The 19542-nt window shown below is 36.4% G+C and carries 19 protein-coding genes; 16 read left to right on the top strand and 3 right to left on the bottom strand.

Going from position 1 to position 19542, the window contains the following annotated elements:
- Nucleotides 1-123 precede the first annotated feature (123 nt).
- Both BXY75_RS06250 and BXY75_RS06245 read right to left on the bottom strand, forming a co-directional pair.
- Nucleotides 124-726, bottom strand: coding sequence for a hypothetical protein (locus BXY75_RS06250; protein ID WP_121906856.1), 603 nt, complete (start codon nt 724-726; stop codon nt 124-126).
- Nucleotides 727-823: 97 nt separating this feature from the next.
- Nucleotides 824-1381: an ExbD/TolR family protein gene (locus BXY75_RS06245; RefSeq protein ID WP_121906855.1), complete on the bottom strand. Its 558-nt coding sequence runs from the start codon at nt 1379-1381 to the stop codon at nt 824-826.
- 175 nt (nt 1382-1556) lie between these two features.
- On the opposite strand from BXY75_RS06245, the gene BXY75_RS06240 reads away from it, so the two are divergent.
- The 11 genes from BXY75_RS06240 to egtD all read left to right on the top strand — a co-directional run bounded on the left by BXY75_RS06240 (nt 1557) and on the right by egtD (nt 11031).
- A complete protein-coding gene (locus BXY75_RS06240) occupies nt 1557-3245 on the top strand; it encodes a T9SS type A sorting domain-containing protein (protein WP_121906854.1) in 1689 nt (562 codons plus the stop codon).
- A gap of 313 nt (nt 3246-3558) precedes the next feature.
- On the top strand, nt 3559-4023 hold the full coding sequence (gene msrB / locus BXY75_RS06235) for a peptide-methionine (R)-S-oxide reductase MsrB (RefSeq protein WP_121906853.1): 465 nt from the start codon (nt 3559-3561) through the stop codon (nt 4021-4023).
- A complete protein-coding gene (gene msrA / locus BXY75_RS06230) occupies nt 4013-4564 on the top strand; it encodes a peptide-methionine (S)-S-oxide reductase MsrA (protein ID WP_121906852.1) in 552 nt (183 codons plus the stop codon). The genes msrB and msrA overlap by 11 nt, the downstream gene beginning before the upstream one ends.
- Nucleotides 4565-4740: 176 nt before the next feature.
- A complete protein-coding gene (locus BXY75_RS06225; protein ID WP_121906851.1) occupies nt 4741-5037 on the top strand; it encodes a GNAT family N-acetyltransferase in 297 nt (98 codons plus the stop codon).
- Nucleotides 5038-5047: 10 nt separating this feature from the next.
- On the top strand, nt 5048-6610 hold the full coding sequence (locus BXY75_RS06220; protein ID WP_121907372.1) for a protein adenylyltransferase SelO: 1563 nt from the start codon (nt 5048-5050) through the stop codon (nt 6608-6610).
- A gap of 16 nt (nt 6611-6626) precedes the next feature.
- Nucleotides 6627-6863: a peptide methionine sulfoxide reductase gene (locus tag BXY75_RS06215; protein ID WP_245962931.1), complete on the top strand. Its 237-nt coding sequence runs from the start codon at nt 6627-6629 to the stop codon at nt 6861-6863.
- Between the two features lies 1 nt (nt 6864).
- Nucleotides 6865-7143, top strand: a complete 279-nt coding sequence (locus BXY75_RS06210; RefSeq protein WP_121906849.1) for a DUF427 domain-containing protein — start codon at nt 6865-6867, stop codon at nt 7141-7143.
- Nucleotides 7144-7190: 47 nt separating this feature from the next.
- Complete coding sequence (locus BXY75_RS06205) at nt 7191-7715, top strand: peptide-methionine (S)-S-oxide reductase (RefSeq protein WP_121906848.1); 525 nt, start codon at nt 7191-7193, stop codon at nt 7713-7715.
- A 13-nt stretch (nt 7716-7728) separates the two neighbouring features.
- On the top strand, nt 7729-8949 hold the full coding sequence (locus BXY75_RS06200; protein WP_121906847.1) for a bifunctional alpha/beta hydrolase/OsmC family protein: 1221 nt from the start codon (nt 7729-7731) through the stop codon (nt 8947-8949).
- Entirely contained in the window at nt 8946-10091 is a 1146-nt protein-coding gene (gene egtB, locus BXY75_RS06195; RefSeq protein WP_121906846.1) for an ergothioneine biosynthesis protein EgtB, read from the top strand. Before BXY75_RS06200 ends, egtB begins: the two co-directional genes overlap by 4 nt.
- Before the next feature lies 1 nt (nt 10092).
- On the top strand, nt 10093-11031 hold the full coding sequence (gene egtD / locus BXY75_RS06190; protein ID WP_121906845.1) for an L-histidine N(alpha)-methyltransferase: 939 nt from the start codon (nt 10093-10095) through the stop codon (nt 11029-11031).
- A gap of 6 nt (nt 11032-11037) precedes the next feature.
- Here egtD and BXY75_RS06185 read toward each other — a convergent pair whose 3' ends face one another.
- Entirely contained in the window at nt 11038-11586 is a 549-nt protein-coding gene (locus BXY75_RS06185; protein ID WP_121906844.1) for a hypothetical protein, read from the bottom strand.
- Nucleotides 11587-11835: 249 nt separating this feature from the next.
- Here BXY75_RS06185 and BXY75_RS06180 point away from each other — a divergent pair, with 249 nt between their 5' ends.
- The 5 genes from BXY75_RS06180 (at nt 11836) to BXY75_RS06160 (ending at nt 19542) form a co-directional block, all read left to right on the top strand.
- The gene (locus tag BXY75_RS06180) at nt 11836-12195 is read left to right on the top strand and encodes a hypothetical protein (RefSeq protein ID WP_147437238.1); all 360 of its coding nucleotides are present in this window, start codon (nt 11836-11838) and stop codon (nt 12193-12195) included.
- Nucleotides 12196-12200: 5 nt separating this feature from the next.
- Nucleotides 12201-13805 (top strand): FAD-binding protein, encoded by a 1605-nt coding sequence (locus tag BXY75_RS06175; protein WP_121906842.1) that lies wholly within the window; start codon nt 12201-12203, stop codon nt 13803-13805.
- A gap of 192 nt (nt 13806-13997) precedes the next feature.
- Nucleotides 13998-14930 carry an EamA family transporter gene (locus BXY75_RS06170; protein WP_121906841.1) on the top strand — a complete coding sequence of 311 codons (933 nt, stop codon included), beginning with the start codon at nt 13998-14000 and terminating at the stop codon, nt 14928-14930.
- A gap of 299 nt (nt 14931-15229) precedes the next feature.
- The gene (locus BXY75_RS06165) at nt 15230-16741 is read left to right on the top strand and encodes a toll/interleukin-1 receptor domain-containing protein (protein ID WP_121906840.1); all 1512 of its coding nucleotides are present in this window, start codon (nt 15230-15232) and stop codon (nt 16739-16741) included.
- On the top strand, nt 16738-19542 hold the full coding sequence (locus BXY75_RS06160; RefSeq protein WP_121906839.1) for an nSTAND1 domain-containing NTPase: 2805 nt from the start codon (nt 16738-16740) through the stop codon (nt 19540-19542). Before BXY75_RS06165 ends, BXY75_RS06160 begins: the two co-directional genes overlap by 4 nt.

The following is a 19542-nucleotide window of genomic DNA, read 5'->3' as shown; positions in this document are numbered from 1 at the left end:
TGTCCGGTCGAGCGCAGTCGAGACCTACGATATAATTAACAACTCAAAGTTCTCGACTGCGCTCGAACCGACATAAGATTTACTTTTCAGGAGCTATTTTAGGATTAGAAATGAGAGTAATACTTATTCTTTAGTCATTTCTTCCATTAATTCTTCATAATTTTTAACTTCAGGGAATATTAAACCTCCAATGCTAAAAACAGGAGTTTCCATAACGTCCAGTTCTGGAACCGCCATTTTAAGTTGCTTAGCCATTTCTGGTTTTTCAGCTAAATTGTGACTATCAAATTGCCATTTACTATCTTTCAATGGCTGCATTATACTATCACATTTCATGCAATTTTGGGTGATGTACACAGTGATTGGTTTTTTAGGTGCAATTTTTACCAACTCAAACTCACGCCTCAAGGCTCTTCTTGAAAGGCTATCATTTACAACCAAGGTATAAGTGTATTTTGGATTTTCACCACGGTTTATCATTAACCTTGCAATTTGCACACGTGAAGTTGCCGGAACCCTTGTCATTCTTGGCTTAGCCTTGCTTTGTCTAAACCCTGACCCATCGACGGTGATCATTACATCATAATCAGTATCAGTTTCATTTAAAGCATATAACATTAGTCTGTTGGCGACTGTTTCATCAACTATTTGAATTGGCTCTTCCTGTCCGAAAACAGTCAAATTACATGTGAAAATTAGGGCAAATACTACTATTCTTTTAATCATGATTCTTTATTATTTTAAAAAACGAATGTAAGAAAATATTTAAAGTTTCCTACATATTTTTTCTTTACTGAAATATATGCTTAGAAATTGTGGTTCTTTATTGAGTTGATGCCTCGGTAATTCTGAAAGGATATGCTTTTTGAACTTTCTCTATATCCTTTGAAGATAGTGCGGCAGTTGATGTTTTTAAAACTTCTTTCACGTAATTCTCACGGAGCTCAAAATAGGCTCGAGTCAATTCGTCCTGAATCGCTATATACGTTTCATAAGAAGAATTTCGATCTGCGTTAACGGTAATTGTGGCTTCATTCGGATTCTCGGAAGAAGTGTCTAGCTTACTTCCACTGCAGTAGTTACAGCTACTATCTCCATTATTATCTATGAAAACCTTTAAAGTTTCATTTAGTTCCATTAAATCGGTCAGTTTGTTGTTGACCATAATCTCATCTTTCTCATTTACCAAAATTCGAAGCACATTTCTTTCCTTCAACTTCATATTGCAATCGATTCCAGCCGGGCAAGGCGGTGGAATTTTTCTTGCTATTCCTTTGTCGTTTGGGATTGTTGTTGTGACTAAGAAAAAAATTAATAGTAAAAATGCAATATCGGCCATACTACCTGCATTTACCTCGGGCGCTTTATCTGAATATCTCATAATCGATGGTTTTAATTCAAAAGAGAAACTTCAAATAAAGTGCCAGACTTCATTTCTATCTAAAACCGAATTGTAAAACACTTATTAACTGTAAACTAACAAATTAAAAAACGCACTTCGGTTGCGATATCTCTTCCGAAGTCGTATTTTTAAATACATCTCAAACGCTCATATCATGTTTAAGTCACTTTCTAAAAAAGTTTTCAGTGCAGTTTTATTAATATGTGTTTATCCTTCACTACGATCGCAAGACTTGAGCGAGACTCATACTGAAGTTCCCGACGACCCTTATGTATTCGTGGATAGAGAGAGCATGGAGCGCGGACCATCTTATAGAATAAATGGCAGCGATTTTTTCACGCGCCAGGTAAATGTAGATAGTAATGGTAATGATATACTAGGCGATGCGGCAAATGAGCCTTCCATTGCGGTGGATCCTACTAATCCCAATCGTATTGTTATTGGATGGCGGCAGTTTGACACTGTGACTAGTAATTTTCGACAGGCGGGCAATGGATTTTCTTTAGACGGAGGTTTAACTTGGGAATTTCCGGGAGTTTTGGATCCGGGATTTTTTCGCTCCGATCCGGTTCTTGATTTTGATGCTAACGGAAATTTTTATTACAACAGTTTGCGAGGAGGTTTTAATTGTGATGTCTATAAGATCACCAATGGAGGTGTAGACTGGGGCGCGCCTTTTCCTGCCTATGGAGGAGACAAACAATGGATGAGAATTGATAAAACCAATGGCATAAGTGCAAGAAATAATTATTCCAATTGGAATCCGTCATTTACGACCTGCTCTCCAGGTTTTTTTACCCGCTCCACAGACGGCAGTAATACCTTTGAAAATTGTTCACTAATTGATAGTAATCCCATCTGGGGCACGTTGGCAGTGGATTCAGACGGTGTGTTGTATATAACCGGAAAATATGGATCGGATGTAGTGTTGGTGAAATCATCAACCGCGCAGGACCCGAATATAAGTCCTGTTACCTGGGATTCTGTGAGTACAGTAGATCTGGACGGGCGTATATGGGCACAAGTACCACCTAATCCTTCAGGGCTCATGGGTCAAGTTTGGGTGGATGTCGATATTTCTAATGGTCCCGGACAAAATAATGTATATGTGTTGGCATCCGTCAATCGGAATTCTATTAGTGATCCCGGAGATGTAATGTTCGCAAGAAGTACCGATAACGGAAATAATTTTGATGCTCCCCAACGCATTAACGACGATGTTGGTGAAACTGCTTATCAGTGGTTTGGAACCATGTCTGTAGCTCCTAATGGCAGAATAGATGTTGCATGGCTAGATACTCGAGACGCACCTTCAGGTACGAATCTGTCGGCATTATATTTTACTTATTCAGAAGATCAGGGTGTCACTTGGTCTGGAAATTTAAAACTGTCGGATCAATTCGATCCTAATATTGGCTACCCTCAACAAAATAAAATGGGAGATTATTTCGATATGGTCTCCGACAATAACGGAGCGCATCTTGCCTGGGTAAATACCTTCAATGGAGGACAGGATGTTTATTATTCTCATATTACCCCTTCACTTTTGGGAATTACTACTTTTGCTTCGGAAGTGGTCGATAATTTAAAATGTGTTCCTAACCCCTTTAAAGATCAGACAACTATTCAGTTTACAAGCAAAAAAGATCAGAATGTTAGGGTTGAAATATTTGACATTTCGGGTAGAATAATGAAGACCTTATTAAACGAATCGGTTCAAGGTGCCCAGCAGCTTGTTTGGGATGGCACTAATATTCAGAATGTAAAAGTGCAGTCAGGTCTGTATTTCGTACGTTTAAGTGCTTCGGAAACTACTAAGGTTTCGAGGCTTATTTTAGAATAGATTTATTGGTTGATATTCTACTACGATCGTAGGTTTATATTTGGCTTTTTCCGAAGAAAAATTAAAAATTATAATGTATTCCAAAGAGAAACTACTTCACAAACGCGTCAACATTAACAATCAATTAGCATCTCATTTTCTCTATTTTAACTTGATGATCTTAACTTTACTGTATTCGTTGAGTTTTGCAATAACTGCTGATCTCAAAGAAACTATCGAGTTTTGTAAATTGAAATGAAATCACTTTTATTACGACTATAGTTTCGAGTAAAAACTTAAACAATTAAATTCTAAAAAAAGAAAGGCAAGAAGTATGTTAACCTGGAAAGAAGTAATAAGTTTTAGTGTCAATGGAAACCCAATACCCGATCGCAGAGTTGAAAAAACAGAGCAAGAATGGCGCGAAATTCTAAGTCCGGAGCAGTTTCGAATCACCCGTTTAAAAGGTACCGAAGCACCGCATAGCGGAGCATTATGCAGTATTCATGATGCAGGAAAGTATGCCTGTGTTTGTTGTGGTACGGCATTATTCGATTCAACTATTAAATTTGAATCGGGGAGTGGTTGGCCAAGTTTTACACAACCAATTAAATCGAATGCAATTAAATATCATAAGGATGGCTCCTTCGGAATGGTGCGCGTGGAAGTGATGTGTAATACCTGCGATGCTCATTTGGGGCACGTATTTCCCGATGGACCGGAACCCAGCGGATTGCGATATTGTATCAATTCAGAATCGATGGAAATAGAAAAAGAAAGGCAAGAAAATGAAAAATAAATCATTAGAATTAATGACGGTTGGTGGCGGCTGTTTTTGGTGTATTGAAGCTGTTTTCAATGAAGTAAAAGGCGTTGAAAAAGTGGTTTCAGGATATACCGGCGGAAAAGTGCCCGGAATTCCCACTTACAGAGAAGTCTGTTCAGGTTTAACAGGACACGCAGAAGTAATTCAAGTAAGCTTCGATCCGGATCAAATAAGTTATGAAGATCTATTAGTGATTTTTATGACGAGCCATGACCCTACAACTTTGAATCGTCAAGGCGCAGATCGAGGATCACAATACAGATCTGTGATTTATTATCACACTGAAAAACAAAGCGAAATAGCCAATGTGGTTGCAAAAGAAATAGCTCCATATTATGAAAATCCAATTGTTACAGAGATAAGTCCGATAGGCGAATTTTTTGTTGCTGAGGCTGCACATCAAGATTATTATGCAAATAATTCTACGCAGGGCTATTGCACCGCTGTAATCGATCCAAAATTGGCAAAATTGAGAAAAATGCACGCAGATAAATTAAAGAATGTAAAGGTTTAATGAACTTTTATAAATATTCATGGGGTTTAGTAACAAGCAATTAAATATGTCCGTTTGAGCGCAGTCGAAAACTTAATAATCTTTTAACCGAGACATTTCGACTGCGCTCAATGTGACAAATAGATTTAAAACCTTACTATTTACTTTAACTCATGCTTTTTTAAAACACATATTAAATGAATTCAAAATTGAAATTAGAAGAACTTGAAATAGTACACGATAAAGCTAATAACCGCTATACTATGATGGTAGAAGGGGCAACGGCAAGAGTAAATTACGAACTGAAAAACGATAAAATGTACTTGGTGTATTCTGAAGTCCCATTGAGTTTAAGAGGAAAGGGAATTGGAAAAGTTCTAGTCGAAAAAACATTTGAAAAACTTACGCAAGAAGGACATTCGGCTGTTGCCGTTTGCGGTTATGTTAAATCGGTAGCTGCAAATAGTGAAAAATGGAGTAAGATTATTGGATAAAAAATACTTAATGAACCTCACAGTAAAAAACACATTTACCAAGGAATTACCCGCTGATCCGATCATGGAAAACTATAGAAGGCAAGTGTCTAAAGCTTGTTTTTCGTATGTTAATCCTATTCGAACCAAAAACCCGGAAATGCTTCACGTGACTGATGAAATGCTGAAAACATTAGGAATGACTCAATCTTTTAGTGAATCTTCAGAGTTCTTGCAACTATTTACCGGGAATAAAGTAAAGTCGGAAACCCAACCTTACGCCATGTTATATGCTGGGCATCAATTTGGGAATTGGGCAGGGCAATTAGGCGACGGACGCGCAATAAATCTATTCGAAATAGAATCGGAAAACACTTCCTGGACCCTACAATTAAAAGGTGCCGGACCTACCCCTTATTCTAGATCGGCAGATGGATTGGCAGTGTTGCGCTCGTCGGTTCGTGAATATTTATGCAGTGAAGCAATGCATCATTTGGGAGTTCCTACCACACGTGCCTTGAGCCTTGCGTTTACTGGTGACGAGGTGTTACGCGATATGCTTTATGACGGGAATCAGGAATATGAAAAGGGTGCTGTGGTCTGTAGGGTGGCTCCATCTTTCTTGCGATTTGGGAGTTATGAGATTTTCGCCGCCCAACAGGATGATGAAACTTTAAAAACTTTAGTTGATTTTACAATTCGTAAGCATTATTTAGATTTAGGAGAACCATCGAAGGAGACCTATCTCGCCTTTTTCAAAGAAGTGACCCAAAGGAGTTTAGAAATGGTGATTCATTGGCAGCGCGTGGGATTTGTACACGGAGTTATGAATACCGATAATATGTCGATTTTAGGATTAACAATCGATTATGGCCCTTATGGTTGGTTGGAAGGCTATGATTTTGGCTGGACGCCCAATACCACTGATAGTCAACACAAAAGATATCGTTACGGGAATCAGCCGGAAATTGTACTTTGGAATCTACTGCAATTAGCGAATGCATTATTCCCGTTAATCGATGATGCAGCGGCTTTGGAAGCTATTCTGAATGATTACAGATCGAGTTTTAGAACAAAGTATTTGGAGATGATGCGTTCAAAAATTGGATTGGCTTCGGAAAGGGACGAGGATGAGAAAATGATTCAGGAGCTTGAGAAACTTTTACACCTGTCTGAAACAGACATGACCTTATTTTTTAGAAATCTGGGTCATTTTGAGAAGGAAAAAACTTCAGAAGGGATCGGAAACATTGAAGATGCATTCTATTCACCTTCGGAAGTTTCAGAAGAGATAAAGAAACAATGGGCAGAATGGTTTTTAAAGTATTCGTTAAGATTGCAATTTGAAAGTGTTTCAGATTCAGAAAGAAAAGGAAAAATGAATCTTGTAAACCCGAAATACGTACTTCGCAATTATATGGCTCAATTAGCAATTGACGCTGCAGATAAAGGAGATTATTCGCTCATAGATGAATTATATACTTTATTGAAAAAGCCTTACGATGAGCAACCGGAAATGGAGAAATGGTTCGTAAAACGACCCGAATGGGCTAGAAATAAGGTAGGATGTTCCATGTTATCCTGTAGTTCGTAAGATGATTATTGATAGGATGCAATTAATACCGATTGGATATTCGGAAGTTTATTATAAAGGTGAAAAGTATGGACTTACCCGAACCGATTTTAATAAGGGTAAAAGCATGAAGTTGTATGCCAAAGCCCTGGGAGGAACTGATTTTATTAGTTGTAACTATTATATTACTAAACAATCTGAGCTTTTAAAACCCTGTGAAATGCCGAAAGAAAAAGTATTAGATTTTATAAATAATTTTAAACTGAAAAGGTAATATGAAAGCCATTTGGAATAATAAAGTACTTGCCGAAAGTGATCAAACCATTGTAATTGAAGGAAACCACTATTTTCCGCCAGACAGTATTAATGAGGAGTATTTTGTGGAAAACGATACACACACTAATTGTCCGTGGAAAGGGGAAGCTTCGTACTATACTTTAGAAGTAAATGGTGAACAAAATAAGGATGCTGCATGGTTTTATCCGGAAATTTCTGCTCTTGCAAAATCTATTAAAGGATATGTTGCTTTTTGGAAAGGAGTAGAAATTAAATAATGATGTTAAAGGTGACAAACAGTTAATAGAAAGCAAAAGGAATTAATTTGAAACAAAATCTAACAAAAATAGGACTAGGTGGAGGCTGCCATTGGTGTACGGAAGCAGTATTCCAATCGTTAAAAGGGGTCGAGGATGTGGAACAGGGCTATGTCTCTTCTTCGGAAGAGAATACTGCTTTTTCAGAAGCTGTTATTGTACATTTTAATTCTGAAGTAATCTCGCTTCAGACCTTAGTAGAAGTGCATTTGCATACACATAATAGTACTTCATATCATTCTATGCGAACCAAATACCGGTCTGCAGTGTACTACTTTTCCGAAGTACAACAAAAAGAAGTAGTTAAGATATTGATCGAATTGCTACCAAATTTTGAAGAACAACTTATTACAGAAACGCTTCCGTTCGTTGAATTCAAAGCTTCGAGGCCAGAAATAACCAATTATTATTTCAAGGACCCTGAGAAACCATTTTGTAAGAATTTTATTGATCCTAAATTACAACTACTGCTTCAAAACTTTTCGAAAGTGGTAGACAAAAAGAAACTCGGCTCATTGATGATAGCTAACTAAAAGAAAACGCCAAATGAAAAATACAAAACTCGAAATAACGAACCAGAAGGGCTATAAGCTACAGGCGCATTTGGAATTGCCAGCCAATGAAAAACCGAACTACTTTGCAATATTCGCGCATTGTTTTTCATGTTCCAGTACTTTAAGTGCAGTGAAAAATATTTCCAGATCCCTCACAGATCATGGGTTTGGAGTTGTGAGATTCGATTTTACTGGCTTAGGAAAGAGTGAAGGAGAATTCGCAGAAAGCCATTTCTCAGCCAATGTAGACGATTTGATTTCGGTGAATAATTATATCACAGAAAACTATAAAGCTCCGTCCTTACTCGTTGGACACTCCTTAGGAGGTGCTGCAGTGATAGTAGCTGCTTCAAAACTTGATAACATAAAGGCGATTGCCACAATCGGAGCTCCGTCCACTGTTGATCACGTTACTCACTTGTTTTCGCATCAGTTTAATGAAGTTAATGAAAAAGGAGAAGTGGCTGTTAATATTGGAGGAAGACCTTTTAAGATCAATCAGGAGTTTGTTGATGATTTTAGTAAGACTGACCTTCCGGAGATAACAAAAAATTTACGCAAACCGATTCTAATACTGCATTCTCCAATAGATGCCATTGTTGGAATTGACAATGCGCAAAAGTTATATCTCAATGCTATGCACCCCAAAAGTTTTGTGAGTTTAGACAAGGCAGATCATTTATTAACTAATGTAAAAGACAGCCGATATGTTGGAAATATGATTGGCGTTTGGGTGCAAGCTTATTTTGACGAAGCTGAGAATGAAATGCTGAATACCGATGGCGAACAACTTGTGGCACATCTCAATTTAAAAGAACATAATTTCACTACTGCTATCCAAACGGCAAAACATTCGTTTACTGCTGACGAGCCTGAAAGTATAGGAGGAGATGACTTCGGTCCTTCACCTTATGATCTGCTAAGTGCGGGTCTTGCTGCCTGTACTGTAATGACGCTAAAGTTATATGCAGAACGAAAGAAATGGGATTTGCAGGAAGTGTACACATATATCACATATTCAAAGAAACACAGTGATGATCTTTTGATTGAGGTTGATAAACCTACGCGATTTGATCATATCTCCAAGCGATTAAAATTTGTCGGAAATTTAGATGATAAGCAGCAAGAGCGGCTTAAAGAAATTGCATCAAAATGTCCAGTCCACAGAACATTACAAAGTGAAGTAATAATTGAAACAGAAGTGATAAAATGAGTTTATTAGATACCTATAAAAAGACCAGAAATAGATTTTTAGAAATTTCAGCTTCGCTTGAACCTGAAGATTGCTCGGTACAGCCGGTAGAGTATGTGTCGCCACCGAAATGGCATTTAGCGCATACAACTTGGTTTTTTGAACAGTTCGTATTAGTTAAGTATTCTGAAAACTATAAGGTCTTTGATGAAGACTTTGCGTATTTGTTTAATAGTTATTACAATAATGCAGGAACAAGAATATTACGTCCTAATCGCGGGCTAATGACACGGCCAACGATGAAAGAAGTAATTAAGTTTCGAGCATTTGTAGATGAGAAGATGGGGCAGTTTTTAAATGGCAATCCTTCCGAAGAAGCAAAAGAAGTGCTTCAATTAGGACTTATGCACGAACAGCAGCATCAAGAACTTTTCTATTATGATATAAAATATATACTTGGAAATCAGCCCACCTTTCCAATAGTTGAGCATAAACTTACTTTTTCAGAAATAAACAGCTCACCAGAATTTTTAAAATTTGATGAGGGAATATATCAAATAGGGTATAAGGGCGATGGATTTTGTTTCGATAATGAGCTCGGGCAACATAAAGTTTATTTGCAGAAGTTTGAAATTTGTGATCAGTTGGTAACCAATAAGGAATATATAGAATTCATTGATGCTGGTGGGTATTCTAATTTTAATTACTGGCATGCCGAAGGATGGGATTTTATACAATCGAAGAATATAAAAGCTCCAAAATATTGGCATAAAGTAAAGGAAGAATGGCATGCCTATACCTTGTCTGGATTTAAATCTTTGCAACCAAACCTTCCTGTACAGCATCTTAGTTTTTTTGAAGCTTCTGCCTATGCCGAATGGAAACAACTGCGTCTTCCTACCGAATTTGAATGGGAAGTGGCATCTTCAAAATTAAATTGGGGGCAACTTTGGGAATGGACCAATAGCGCTTACTTGCCCTATCCTGGATATTCAAAAGTGCCGGGTGCTTTAGGCGAATACAACGGTAAGTTTATGGTGAATCAAATGGTGTTAAGAGGTGCTTCGATTGCCACTTTTGATGATCATAGTAGACATACTTACAGAAATTTCTTTCATACTGACGAACGATGGATGTTTTCAGGAATACGATTAGCTAAATAATATGGATAAGACTTTTGCACAGGATGTAATTTCGGGTTTAACTTCAAAAGAAAAGAAGCTGTCTTCGAAATATTTTTACGATGATGAAGGTAGTAGGATTTTTCGTGAGATTATGGGGATGCCAGAATATTACCCTACTAATTGTGAATTAGAAATTCTTACGGAACAAGCTTCAAATATAGTGAGTGCCACCCAATTTTCCAAACATTTTAAGATCATAGAATTTGGTGCGGGTGACGGTTTCAAGACTTTTCAATTGTTGGAGTATCTTGTTTCAGAAAATATAAGTTTCGATTATATACCTATTGATATTTCGCAGGAAGCCATTACGACCCTTTCAGAAAAACTAAAGAAACAATTACCTGAACTTTCAATAAAGCCACAGGTAGGGGATTACTTTGAAATTTTGGAGAAAGTTTCAAATCACAATGTACCTAGTTTGTTGTTATTCTTAGGCGGAAATATAGGGAATTACCAACCTGACGAGGTTACGTCTCTTTTGGAACTCTTTAATAAGAATATGAACAAAGGCGATAAATTGTTAATAGGAATCGATTTAAAGAAAAACCCAAATACAATTCGCACTGCATATAATGATGATGGAGGAATCACAAAACGATTTAATTTAAATTTATTAAGAAGGATAAATTCTGAATTTGACGGTAATTTTAATATAGACGATTTCGATTTCTTTTGTTCCTATAATCCTTTTAGTGGAGAGGTAAAGAGCTATCTAGTAAGTCTGAAGGAACAATTGGTTAGTATAAAAAAACTCAACTTAGAAGTAAGCTTTCAGAAGAACGAAATGATATGGACGGAGTTATCTAAGAAATATGATCTTTCAGAAATACAAAAGGTCGCAGCTCAATCTGATTTTAAAGTGACTCAGAATTTTTTCGATAGTAGAGAATATTTTACGGATAGTCTTTGGGAGAAGTAAAGAGAATTATTCCTTCTCTTCTTTTTGTTCTTCCTCTTGAAAAATAAGCGGATGATCGCGTTCTCCCAGTCCTACTATTTTAATAATATTTACTATGGCATTGTAAAGCATTATTACTACTGTAATGAGTGCTCCGCTTAGAATGGCAGAAACGCCAAGACTTATATAGTAGATATTTGTATACCAACTTGGAGGTACGTTTTCGGCTTCAGTGATTGGAATATTGAAAAGTTGGAAGGTAATAAGAGAAACGATAAAAACCGCAGTGTCGGTCTTTGCGATGCGTAAAACCTGTTTATAATGAGAGTCTTTCAGTTTAGATTTGGAACCGGAACTCACACTAAGTAAGGTTAAAAGTAGTGCAAGAATAGTAGCTGAAGCCAAGGCTATGGTGTTGCACAAAGTGTTAATGCCAGGTAAGGATGCTTTTATGAGCAATTTTGCTTCATAACCACTTATATTTCCTAAAATGAAGGCGCCAAACCCTGTTATAAATGCAGCAATAATTCCACCATAAAGTGCGCGTCTGTTGTAACTTGAAAGTTTTAATTTCATTTAATAAATTTAGATTAATCAATACTTAAAGATAATAATTCACCTTGTTTTTTATTTTGAAACATAAATATAAATTAAACACTTTAAGACATAAGTTACTTTTTAGTTAATTTTCATATTTCAAAAAAACAAGCTATCTTTAGCTTACTGAATCATATTCAGCTATATAACTCCCATTAATAGGTTTAAGTAATTGATTGTTCTGGTACGCTGGACTGATTACTAATTATAAATAAAATCAATTGAGTTATGCAACTAACCAGCAAATTTCTCCTTAGAAGTATCATTCTGACCTTCGTGTTTTTTACGATGATCTCTTGTTATTCCGTTCGTATTGTGAGCACCAAAGGATCACCTATGCCACCTCTTGAAATGGAAGGCGATGATTGGTATCGTGATAAAATGGTGGTCGAAATTGATACAGTTTTAAAAGCAGGAACTCTAACCGATGATGTTATTTTTCGGGTTTTAAGGGATGGCTGTGAGACTGGAAAACTGTTTTCGGTAGAATATAAAAACACCTTTAGCGGTAGCATGAAATATATCTTCAGCTTTGGAAGCAAACGTAAAGTGAAACTTAAATACGTTTGCATGAAACCTTCAAATTAAAAACTATGGCTACCACAACTATTTTCGAAAAGCAAGAATGGGACACTTTACATAAAAATGGTCCGTTTCCCTTAAAAAGAATGTATGTCACTCGATTGGAAGGTAGAGCTTCGATCCCGTCTTCAACAGATCGTTATAATGATGCTGCTGTAGAAATACAGCGTATAATAAAAGACTGCGCAGACCAAAACGAAGGCTTTAGAGCATATGGATCCCGCTGGTCTATGTCGAGTATTGCGCATCAAAAAGATAATGTTCATCAAAATAACTTGATGAATCTGGATCTGAATATTTTTCCTCAGGATTTACACGCCTTGTCTTCTTACAATGCAGGAAATTTATTTTTCTTTGAATGTGGCAACACGATAAAGGAAATTTCACAGAAATTAGAAGAACACGGTAAATCCTTGAAAACAACGGGAGCGAGCAACGGCCAGACCATCGCCGGATGTATTTCTACAGGAGTGCATGGCTCTGCGCTAAATGTTGGTTCTGTACAGGATTATATTGTCGGACTTAATATTATTACCGGGCCTTCGCCTGCAGACAATGTCTATTTAGAGCGTCATACAAAACCCGGGCTTACAAATGCATTTGCCGAAAAAATAAATGCAAAAGTTATAAGAAATGACGAATTATTTAATGCAGCATTGGTAGGATTGGGATCCTTTGGATTTATTCATGGTATTGTTTTGGAAGCTGAAGATCTATATCTCTTAAAACGATATGTTAGGAAGATTAATAAAAATCTAGCCATGAAACTTTCGAATACAATGGATTTTAAGAATTCGGAGTTCAAAATAGCTGGGGAGACCGATTCTCAGGGAAATCCTTTGACTCCTTATCACTTTAAAGTCTTTATAAACCCATATACAGATGATAGTGAGTATGTAGTGGAAGCGATGTATAAAAAGCCCTATCAATTACCTTATCCGGATCCATTTACCACTATTGAGAAGTCGATTTATAAGGATTTGATTTATTTGCTTATTTCAATAAGTGAAAAATTTCCAAACAGTATCCCATGGTTTATAAAGAGATTGGAGAAATCGGTTTTGCCAAATGTGAATGAAGAAACCATTGGTACTTTATATGAAACTTTTTGGGATGCCGCATATCAAGGACCAGCCTTTGCGATGTCAATAGGAGTGGATCATTCTGATTCTGAAAAAGCACTGAATATTCTTACTAAAATGACTAAAAAGGATGGCCCGATTCCCGGAATATTTGCCATGCGATTTGTGAAGCAATCTGAAGCTACCTTGGCATTTACAAAATTTCCAATTACTTGTATGATTGAGATTGATGGTATTATTTGGAGTGGATCAAACAAGCTGATAAGTATGGAAGAATACAGCACCAGAATGCTGGAAGTTTTAAAGAATAACAATATTCCATTTACGATTCATTGGGGAAAGATCTCAGACTGGGCATTTCCCGATTTAGCAACTCATATGTTTGGAAACAAAGTGGAGCAATGGAAAGCGCTTAGAGGCAGTTTGTTATCAAAGAAAATGCAGCAAGTTTTTTCTAACAAGTTTCTCGATACTCTGAAACTTTCAGATATACAAGAAGATTCAGACCCTGACCTAATTGCCTCTCTTTTGTAGTTTAAATCTGTCGTTTTTTAACTTCGGAAAGGAACAAACCCATTGAAAAGCAAATTGAAATTTAGCTTTTGTGTTTTAAAATGACCTCGTTTCAGAAGGAATGAAAATTATAATTCTTCCGAAGAAAAAAACTAAAATATATTTATTGGGCCGTCAATTTGTTGTAATATCGCATATAAATTACTGCAAAATATGGATAAAAAATCCAGTGCTACTTTAATCATTCTTGCATTCTTCTCGATCTATGTGATATGGGGTTCGACCTACCTTCTTAATAAAATAGCAGTAGCTGAATTACCTCCATTTATGTTGGCTTCAGTACGTTTTCTTTCAGCAGGTATCCTCATTTTCATACTCTGTTTATTTATGGGGAAAAGTTTGAAGATTTCAAAAAAGCAGATTATAAATACTACAATAGCAGGTTTTCTGTTCCTCACCTTCGGAAATGGGGTAATAGTATGGGCATTGAAATATGTGGATAGTGGTTTTGCTGCTCTTGAAATATCAGCACAGCCATTAGTGGTTCTTATTTTAATGCGAATATTTCAAGGAAAGCGTATTAAAGCAATGTCGGTTGTTGGTGTATTTTTAGGTTTTATAGGAATCTATCTGCTGGTCAGCCAGGAACAGATTGTAAGTCAGGAGAATTCTGTTTTAGGAATGTTAATGATCTTTGCATGTATGGTGAGTTGGGGTTATGGTAGTTTGTTTGTTGGCAAAGCAGATCTCCCCGAAAACTACTTTGTAAATACGGGTTACCAAATGTTGTTTGGTGGTATTTTATTGTTGATATCCAGTCTTATATTTGGTGAAACATGGACGTCCCCAACTACATGGGGCAACGACGTGCAATGGTCAATGGTGTTGCTTATTATATTTGGAAGCATCGTAGCTTTTACTTCTTTCAACTATCTACTTAGGGTAGTGTCTCCGGAAAAGGTAGCTACTTCAACCTATGTGAATCCAATTATTGCCCTCGCATTAGGGTGGTATTTTTTGAATGAAACGGTCACTATACAATCTATTATTGCCGCCGGCGTATTACTTACTGGAGTTTATTTCATTAATACTTCGAAAAAGCTGGTAATACTGGAACGCTTCATGAATAAAGAAACAGAAAAATAATGCAGAATTGACATTGGACTAAAATTCTTTTTAAAACAAATATGTTTTGATAATAGATTCATAGTGAATGTTTTAAAAATTATGTTTAAATTAGTTCTCAACAAATGCTTAGTTCTTGATGAGCATTTTAATCTTAGTACTGATGTGTTTTTTCCAAAACGGTGCTAATTTCTCCCCAAAATATTTAGGTGAAGGCTATTGTGGTCATTAAAAAGTAAATGTGTTGTCATTTATTGCAACCTGTTACTATTTAAAGGTCATTTGGTTAAGAATTTGAATTTTTTTAAATCAAATTAAATATGGCTATTACACCGGGTTACGATTACGATATATTTATAAGTTATGCCCACGTTGATAATTCCAAATTTCCGGGGCAGGAGGAAGGTTGGATTCAATTGTTTTTTCAGAACCTGACCATTATGCTGGATAAAAGATATGGGCGTTCGGGAGAGATTAAAATTTGGTGGGATAATAGAAATTTTGATGGTAGCGTCGTGTTTGATAATTCGATCGAAGATGGAATAAAAAAGTCTGCGATCATGATTTGCTTAAACTCTCCTGGCTATATTCAATCCGACTATTGCCGAAAGGAAGTTGAATCCTTTAAAAACAAAGCTGAAAACGATAATGTTGGTTTAATTATCGATAATCGATCTCGAATTGTAAATGTCCTTCTAAATAATGTCCCTTTTGAGGAATGGCCCACTGAACTTAGCGGCACCACAGGATTTCCTTTTCACGATTCGAAAGAGAAGGATTTCTTCGGAAACACCTTGGAGGTTAATTCTGTAGAATTCCGTAAAGAAATGCAGAGTTTGCGAGATGCGATCTGGCAATTACTAGTTCAGTTTCCTAAAGGAGAAAGTACGGCTGTTACAGAAAAGCAGGGAGAATCTTCCGAAAAGACATTCAAAATCTATATGGGGGAAGTCGCAGACACGCTTCGTACACCTCGAAAACGCATCATTTACGAGCTTGAAAAAAAAGGTTTTGACATCTTGGAAGGTGTCCCTCCACCATTTGATGCTGAGTCACATAAGGAAAAAGTTGCAGAAATGATAGCAGCCTCCGACCTCGCCGTACATTTACTAGACAGTATTCCGGGTCGTGAGATTGATGGAGACCCCGAATTTTGGTATTCTCAAAGGCAAACCCAAATAACATTAGAATCTGAAAAACCACAATTGATTTGGCTACCGTCTGAAACAGATATTTCTAAAATTGAAGATCCTAGTTATAGAACATTTCTTGAGGGCTTAGAATCGGGCAAGGTTTCACAAAAAGCCTACGAATTTATAAGAAGTTCTAAAAGTTCAATTGCTCGTGAAATTATTGCCTATGCCAAACAACTTGAAGCAAAAAGGAAGAATGACTTTGTAGAAACTGAACAATTGAAAGTACTTCTGGATACCCATTTTACAGACCAATTGCACGCACTTAACTTAAGTAAAATGCTACTTGAGAACCATATTCAACCCTATATTAATCCGCAAGAAGATGACCCTAGAAAGAACATCAACTTATTGGGAGATCGAATGAGTCAGGTGAAAAAACTGATTTTTATCTACGGAAATGTTTCTAAAGAGTGGCTAACAGAGCGCATGAGTGCAGCCCTACAACTTATAGTAACCAATGATTATCCCATAGAAGATTTTTACGTTTACATGGCTCCACCAACCAAAAATGATACTGATCTTCTAATAAATCAGAAATTTTTGAAAGTCAATATCGTAAACAGTAGTAGAGATGTAGTTATAAATAAAGGAGTGCTTGCAAAATTTTTAGTTGATTTAAAGGCGCAGAAGTTATGAGTGAGTATTCATTATATCCCTACGTTGGCTTAAGACCCTTTAATACTGATGAAAGCATTCTTTTCTTCGGAAGAAATAATCAGATCTTAGAACTTTTGCAGCGTTTACATCAATATCATTTTGTGGCGGTTGTAGGTGGCTCTGGAAGTGGGAAATCATCACTAATTCGTGCCGGTCTTATTCCGTCATTGAAAGCAGGATATTTGGTGCAGGATAGCGATCACTGGCAAATTGCAATAATGAAACCCGGTCGAAAACCGGTATGGAACCTCGCAAAAGCTTTTTTTGATCAAACAAATGAGCTTCCGGATATAAATAAAGTAGATGAATTAGCTCGTCGAATTGAAGAAGAAGGAGTGAGTATTATACTCTCACTGCTTTCTGAAATAGACACAAATAAGAACACCAATTTTTTCTTGCTGATCGATCAATTTGAAGAACTTTTTCGATTTGGTATGGAACATAATGACGCTGCCAAAATTGATGAAGCAATAGATTTTGTGAATATTATTCTGGAGCTTTCAGAACAAAATAGAATCCCTATTTATGTGGTTACGACTATGAGATCTGATTTTATAGGAGATTGTGCACAGTTTCATGGACTTCCGGAGGCAATGAATCGAAGTCAGTATTTAGTGCCACATATGACTAGAAAGCAACTAAAATACGTGATTGAAGCTCCAGCTAAGCTATTTGGTCGAAAAGTCAACCCTTCACTCACTAACCGACTTCTTAATGATTTAGGAAAAGTAAAAGATGAACTGCCATTGTTAGAGCATGCATTGATGCGTATTTGGGAACATGAAATCAAGAATGATAATAATGGTGAACTCGATTTAGCAGATTACGAACAAATAGGAGGCATTAAAAAAGCACTGTCAATACATGCCGATGAAGCACTTATTGGTATGACCGACAATGAGCTCGAGCTTACAAAAAAAATATTTCAGTCTCTGTCGACCACAGATGAAAATGGTCGAAAAATTAGACGTCCTGCATTGCTCTCTCAATTAGTGGAGTTAACAAATGGTAGCACAGAAGAAGTTCTCAAGATTGTGAATCTTTTTATAGGTAATCAGCGATCGTTTTTAAACCAAAGCAAAGCTGGAGAAGATATTATCATCGATATCTCCCACGAAAGTTTGATTAGACAATGGAACACTCTTGGGAAATGGGTGGATAAAGAAGCTGAAGCTGCATCTCACTATTTACAGCTATCGGATGCTACTCGATTGCATTCCGAAGGAAAAAAAGATTATTTAACGGGCAGTGAGCTGCAAACAGCACAAGGGTGGTATGATAATTTTAAGCCGATTCCTGCATGGGGTAACCGATATATACAAGGATTTGACAATTGCATTTTATATCTAAAAAAAAGTAATGAAGAACAACTAAAAATAGAAGTAGCCGAAAGAGATCGTAAGAAAAAAAAGCGTTTTACCATCGCACTTATTATGATAATGCTAGGGATTATGGCAATAGGATCTATCACTGCATTATTTTTAATTAATAAAAGTAAAAATGAGGTGTTATTCGCCCAACAAAGAGCTAATAATTGGATTATCAAGAATATATGGAAATCGGCTATTGAAGCTGAAGTTCCACTGGATTACACTACAGGTATTAGGGGTTTAGCAGAAAAACATGCTACACTTTTAAATATGGATAAATTCAAATTCATGAGCAATCCTCTGGAAGTGTTTTTAAGTGGGCCTCATGAAAAAGGCATCAGGTATTACGAAAATGATTTTGCACGCTATAATCCGGAGATTGTTGAATGGATTTCGAATAATATGATTCCTGATGGTACCGATGCTGAGTTTCAACAACTGACGCAGCGGGTCTATAATAAACATTTGAAAATTCTTGCCGAAGCTTATATTAGAAGCTATGTATTGTTGAAAAAGGATTCACTATTTGTCGAAAAACAAAAAGCGGCTTATTTAGAACATCTGGAATCTGGTAATCCGTATAATTTTTTCAGAAATAAACAGTATCGATATTATTTCAATACGATGGATAAAATTAAACCGGGAGCATTTCCTTATTACTCTAAGGAAGCAGCAGGATTCTGGATACGAAGAAACATCGACGGTACAGCAGATGAATTTTATGATCTACTTATTAAATTGGCCATTACTTACGATCCCAATTTAGCCACTCTACCAAATGAATTGAAGTATTCCTTTAGAAATGCAATGGGTTATGTATTTCCGGGCACATGGCATGTTAGAAGTCAATTTGATTCTGTCCCTAATCAATTTATAAAGTTTGACGACTCTAATAAAACATTTACTAAGTATCAAGGAAACCTTGCTAAATCGTTTCCCTGGAAATTTATAAATGCGCGCCAAATAAAAATTAACAATGAGACCATAGATTACATTGTAATTGACGATTCTATGATATTATGTAGTGCCCAAATGTTTGGAGAAGATCTAGAACTTAAAAAGCTTTATCCACTAATGAAAACAGCCCTTAACGATACTTCCGGGTCCTCATTCGATATATTAAACGCCACGCTAATTAATTTAAATTTATCGACATATTATATAATGGACTCTCCCGGAAAATGGAGTTATAAATGGGTTGAGCAAGAGAAAGAGTATTCGGTTGATTTAAAAGATATGGGAAGAACGCACGAACGAATTTATCTTTTAAACCAAAATGAAAATAGCGTGCATATAATTGATGTCGAAAAAAATCAAATTACAGTTGTAGCTAATGATGTTACAAAAACATCAACCTATGAAAATATGTATGTAACCAATGGAGACTTAATGAAAAAATCAACTAACTAA

The sequence above is a fragment of the Ulvibacter antarcticus genome (genome assembly GCF_003688405.1).
Lineage (GTDB): Bacteria > Bacteroidota > Bacteroidia > Flavobacteriales > Flavobacteriaceae > Ulvibacter > Ulvibacter antarcticus.
Note: the sequence above shows the minus strand (reverse complement) of the source record. Positions and strands in the feature narration are given on the sequence as shown.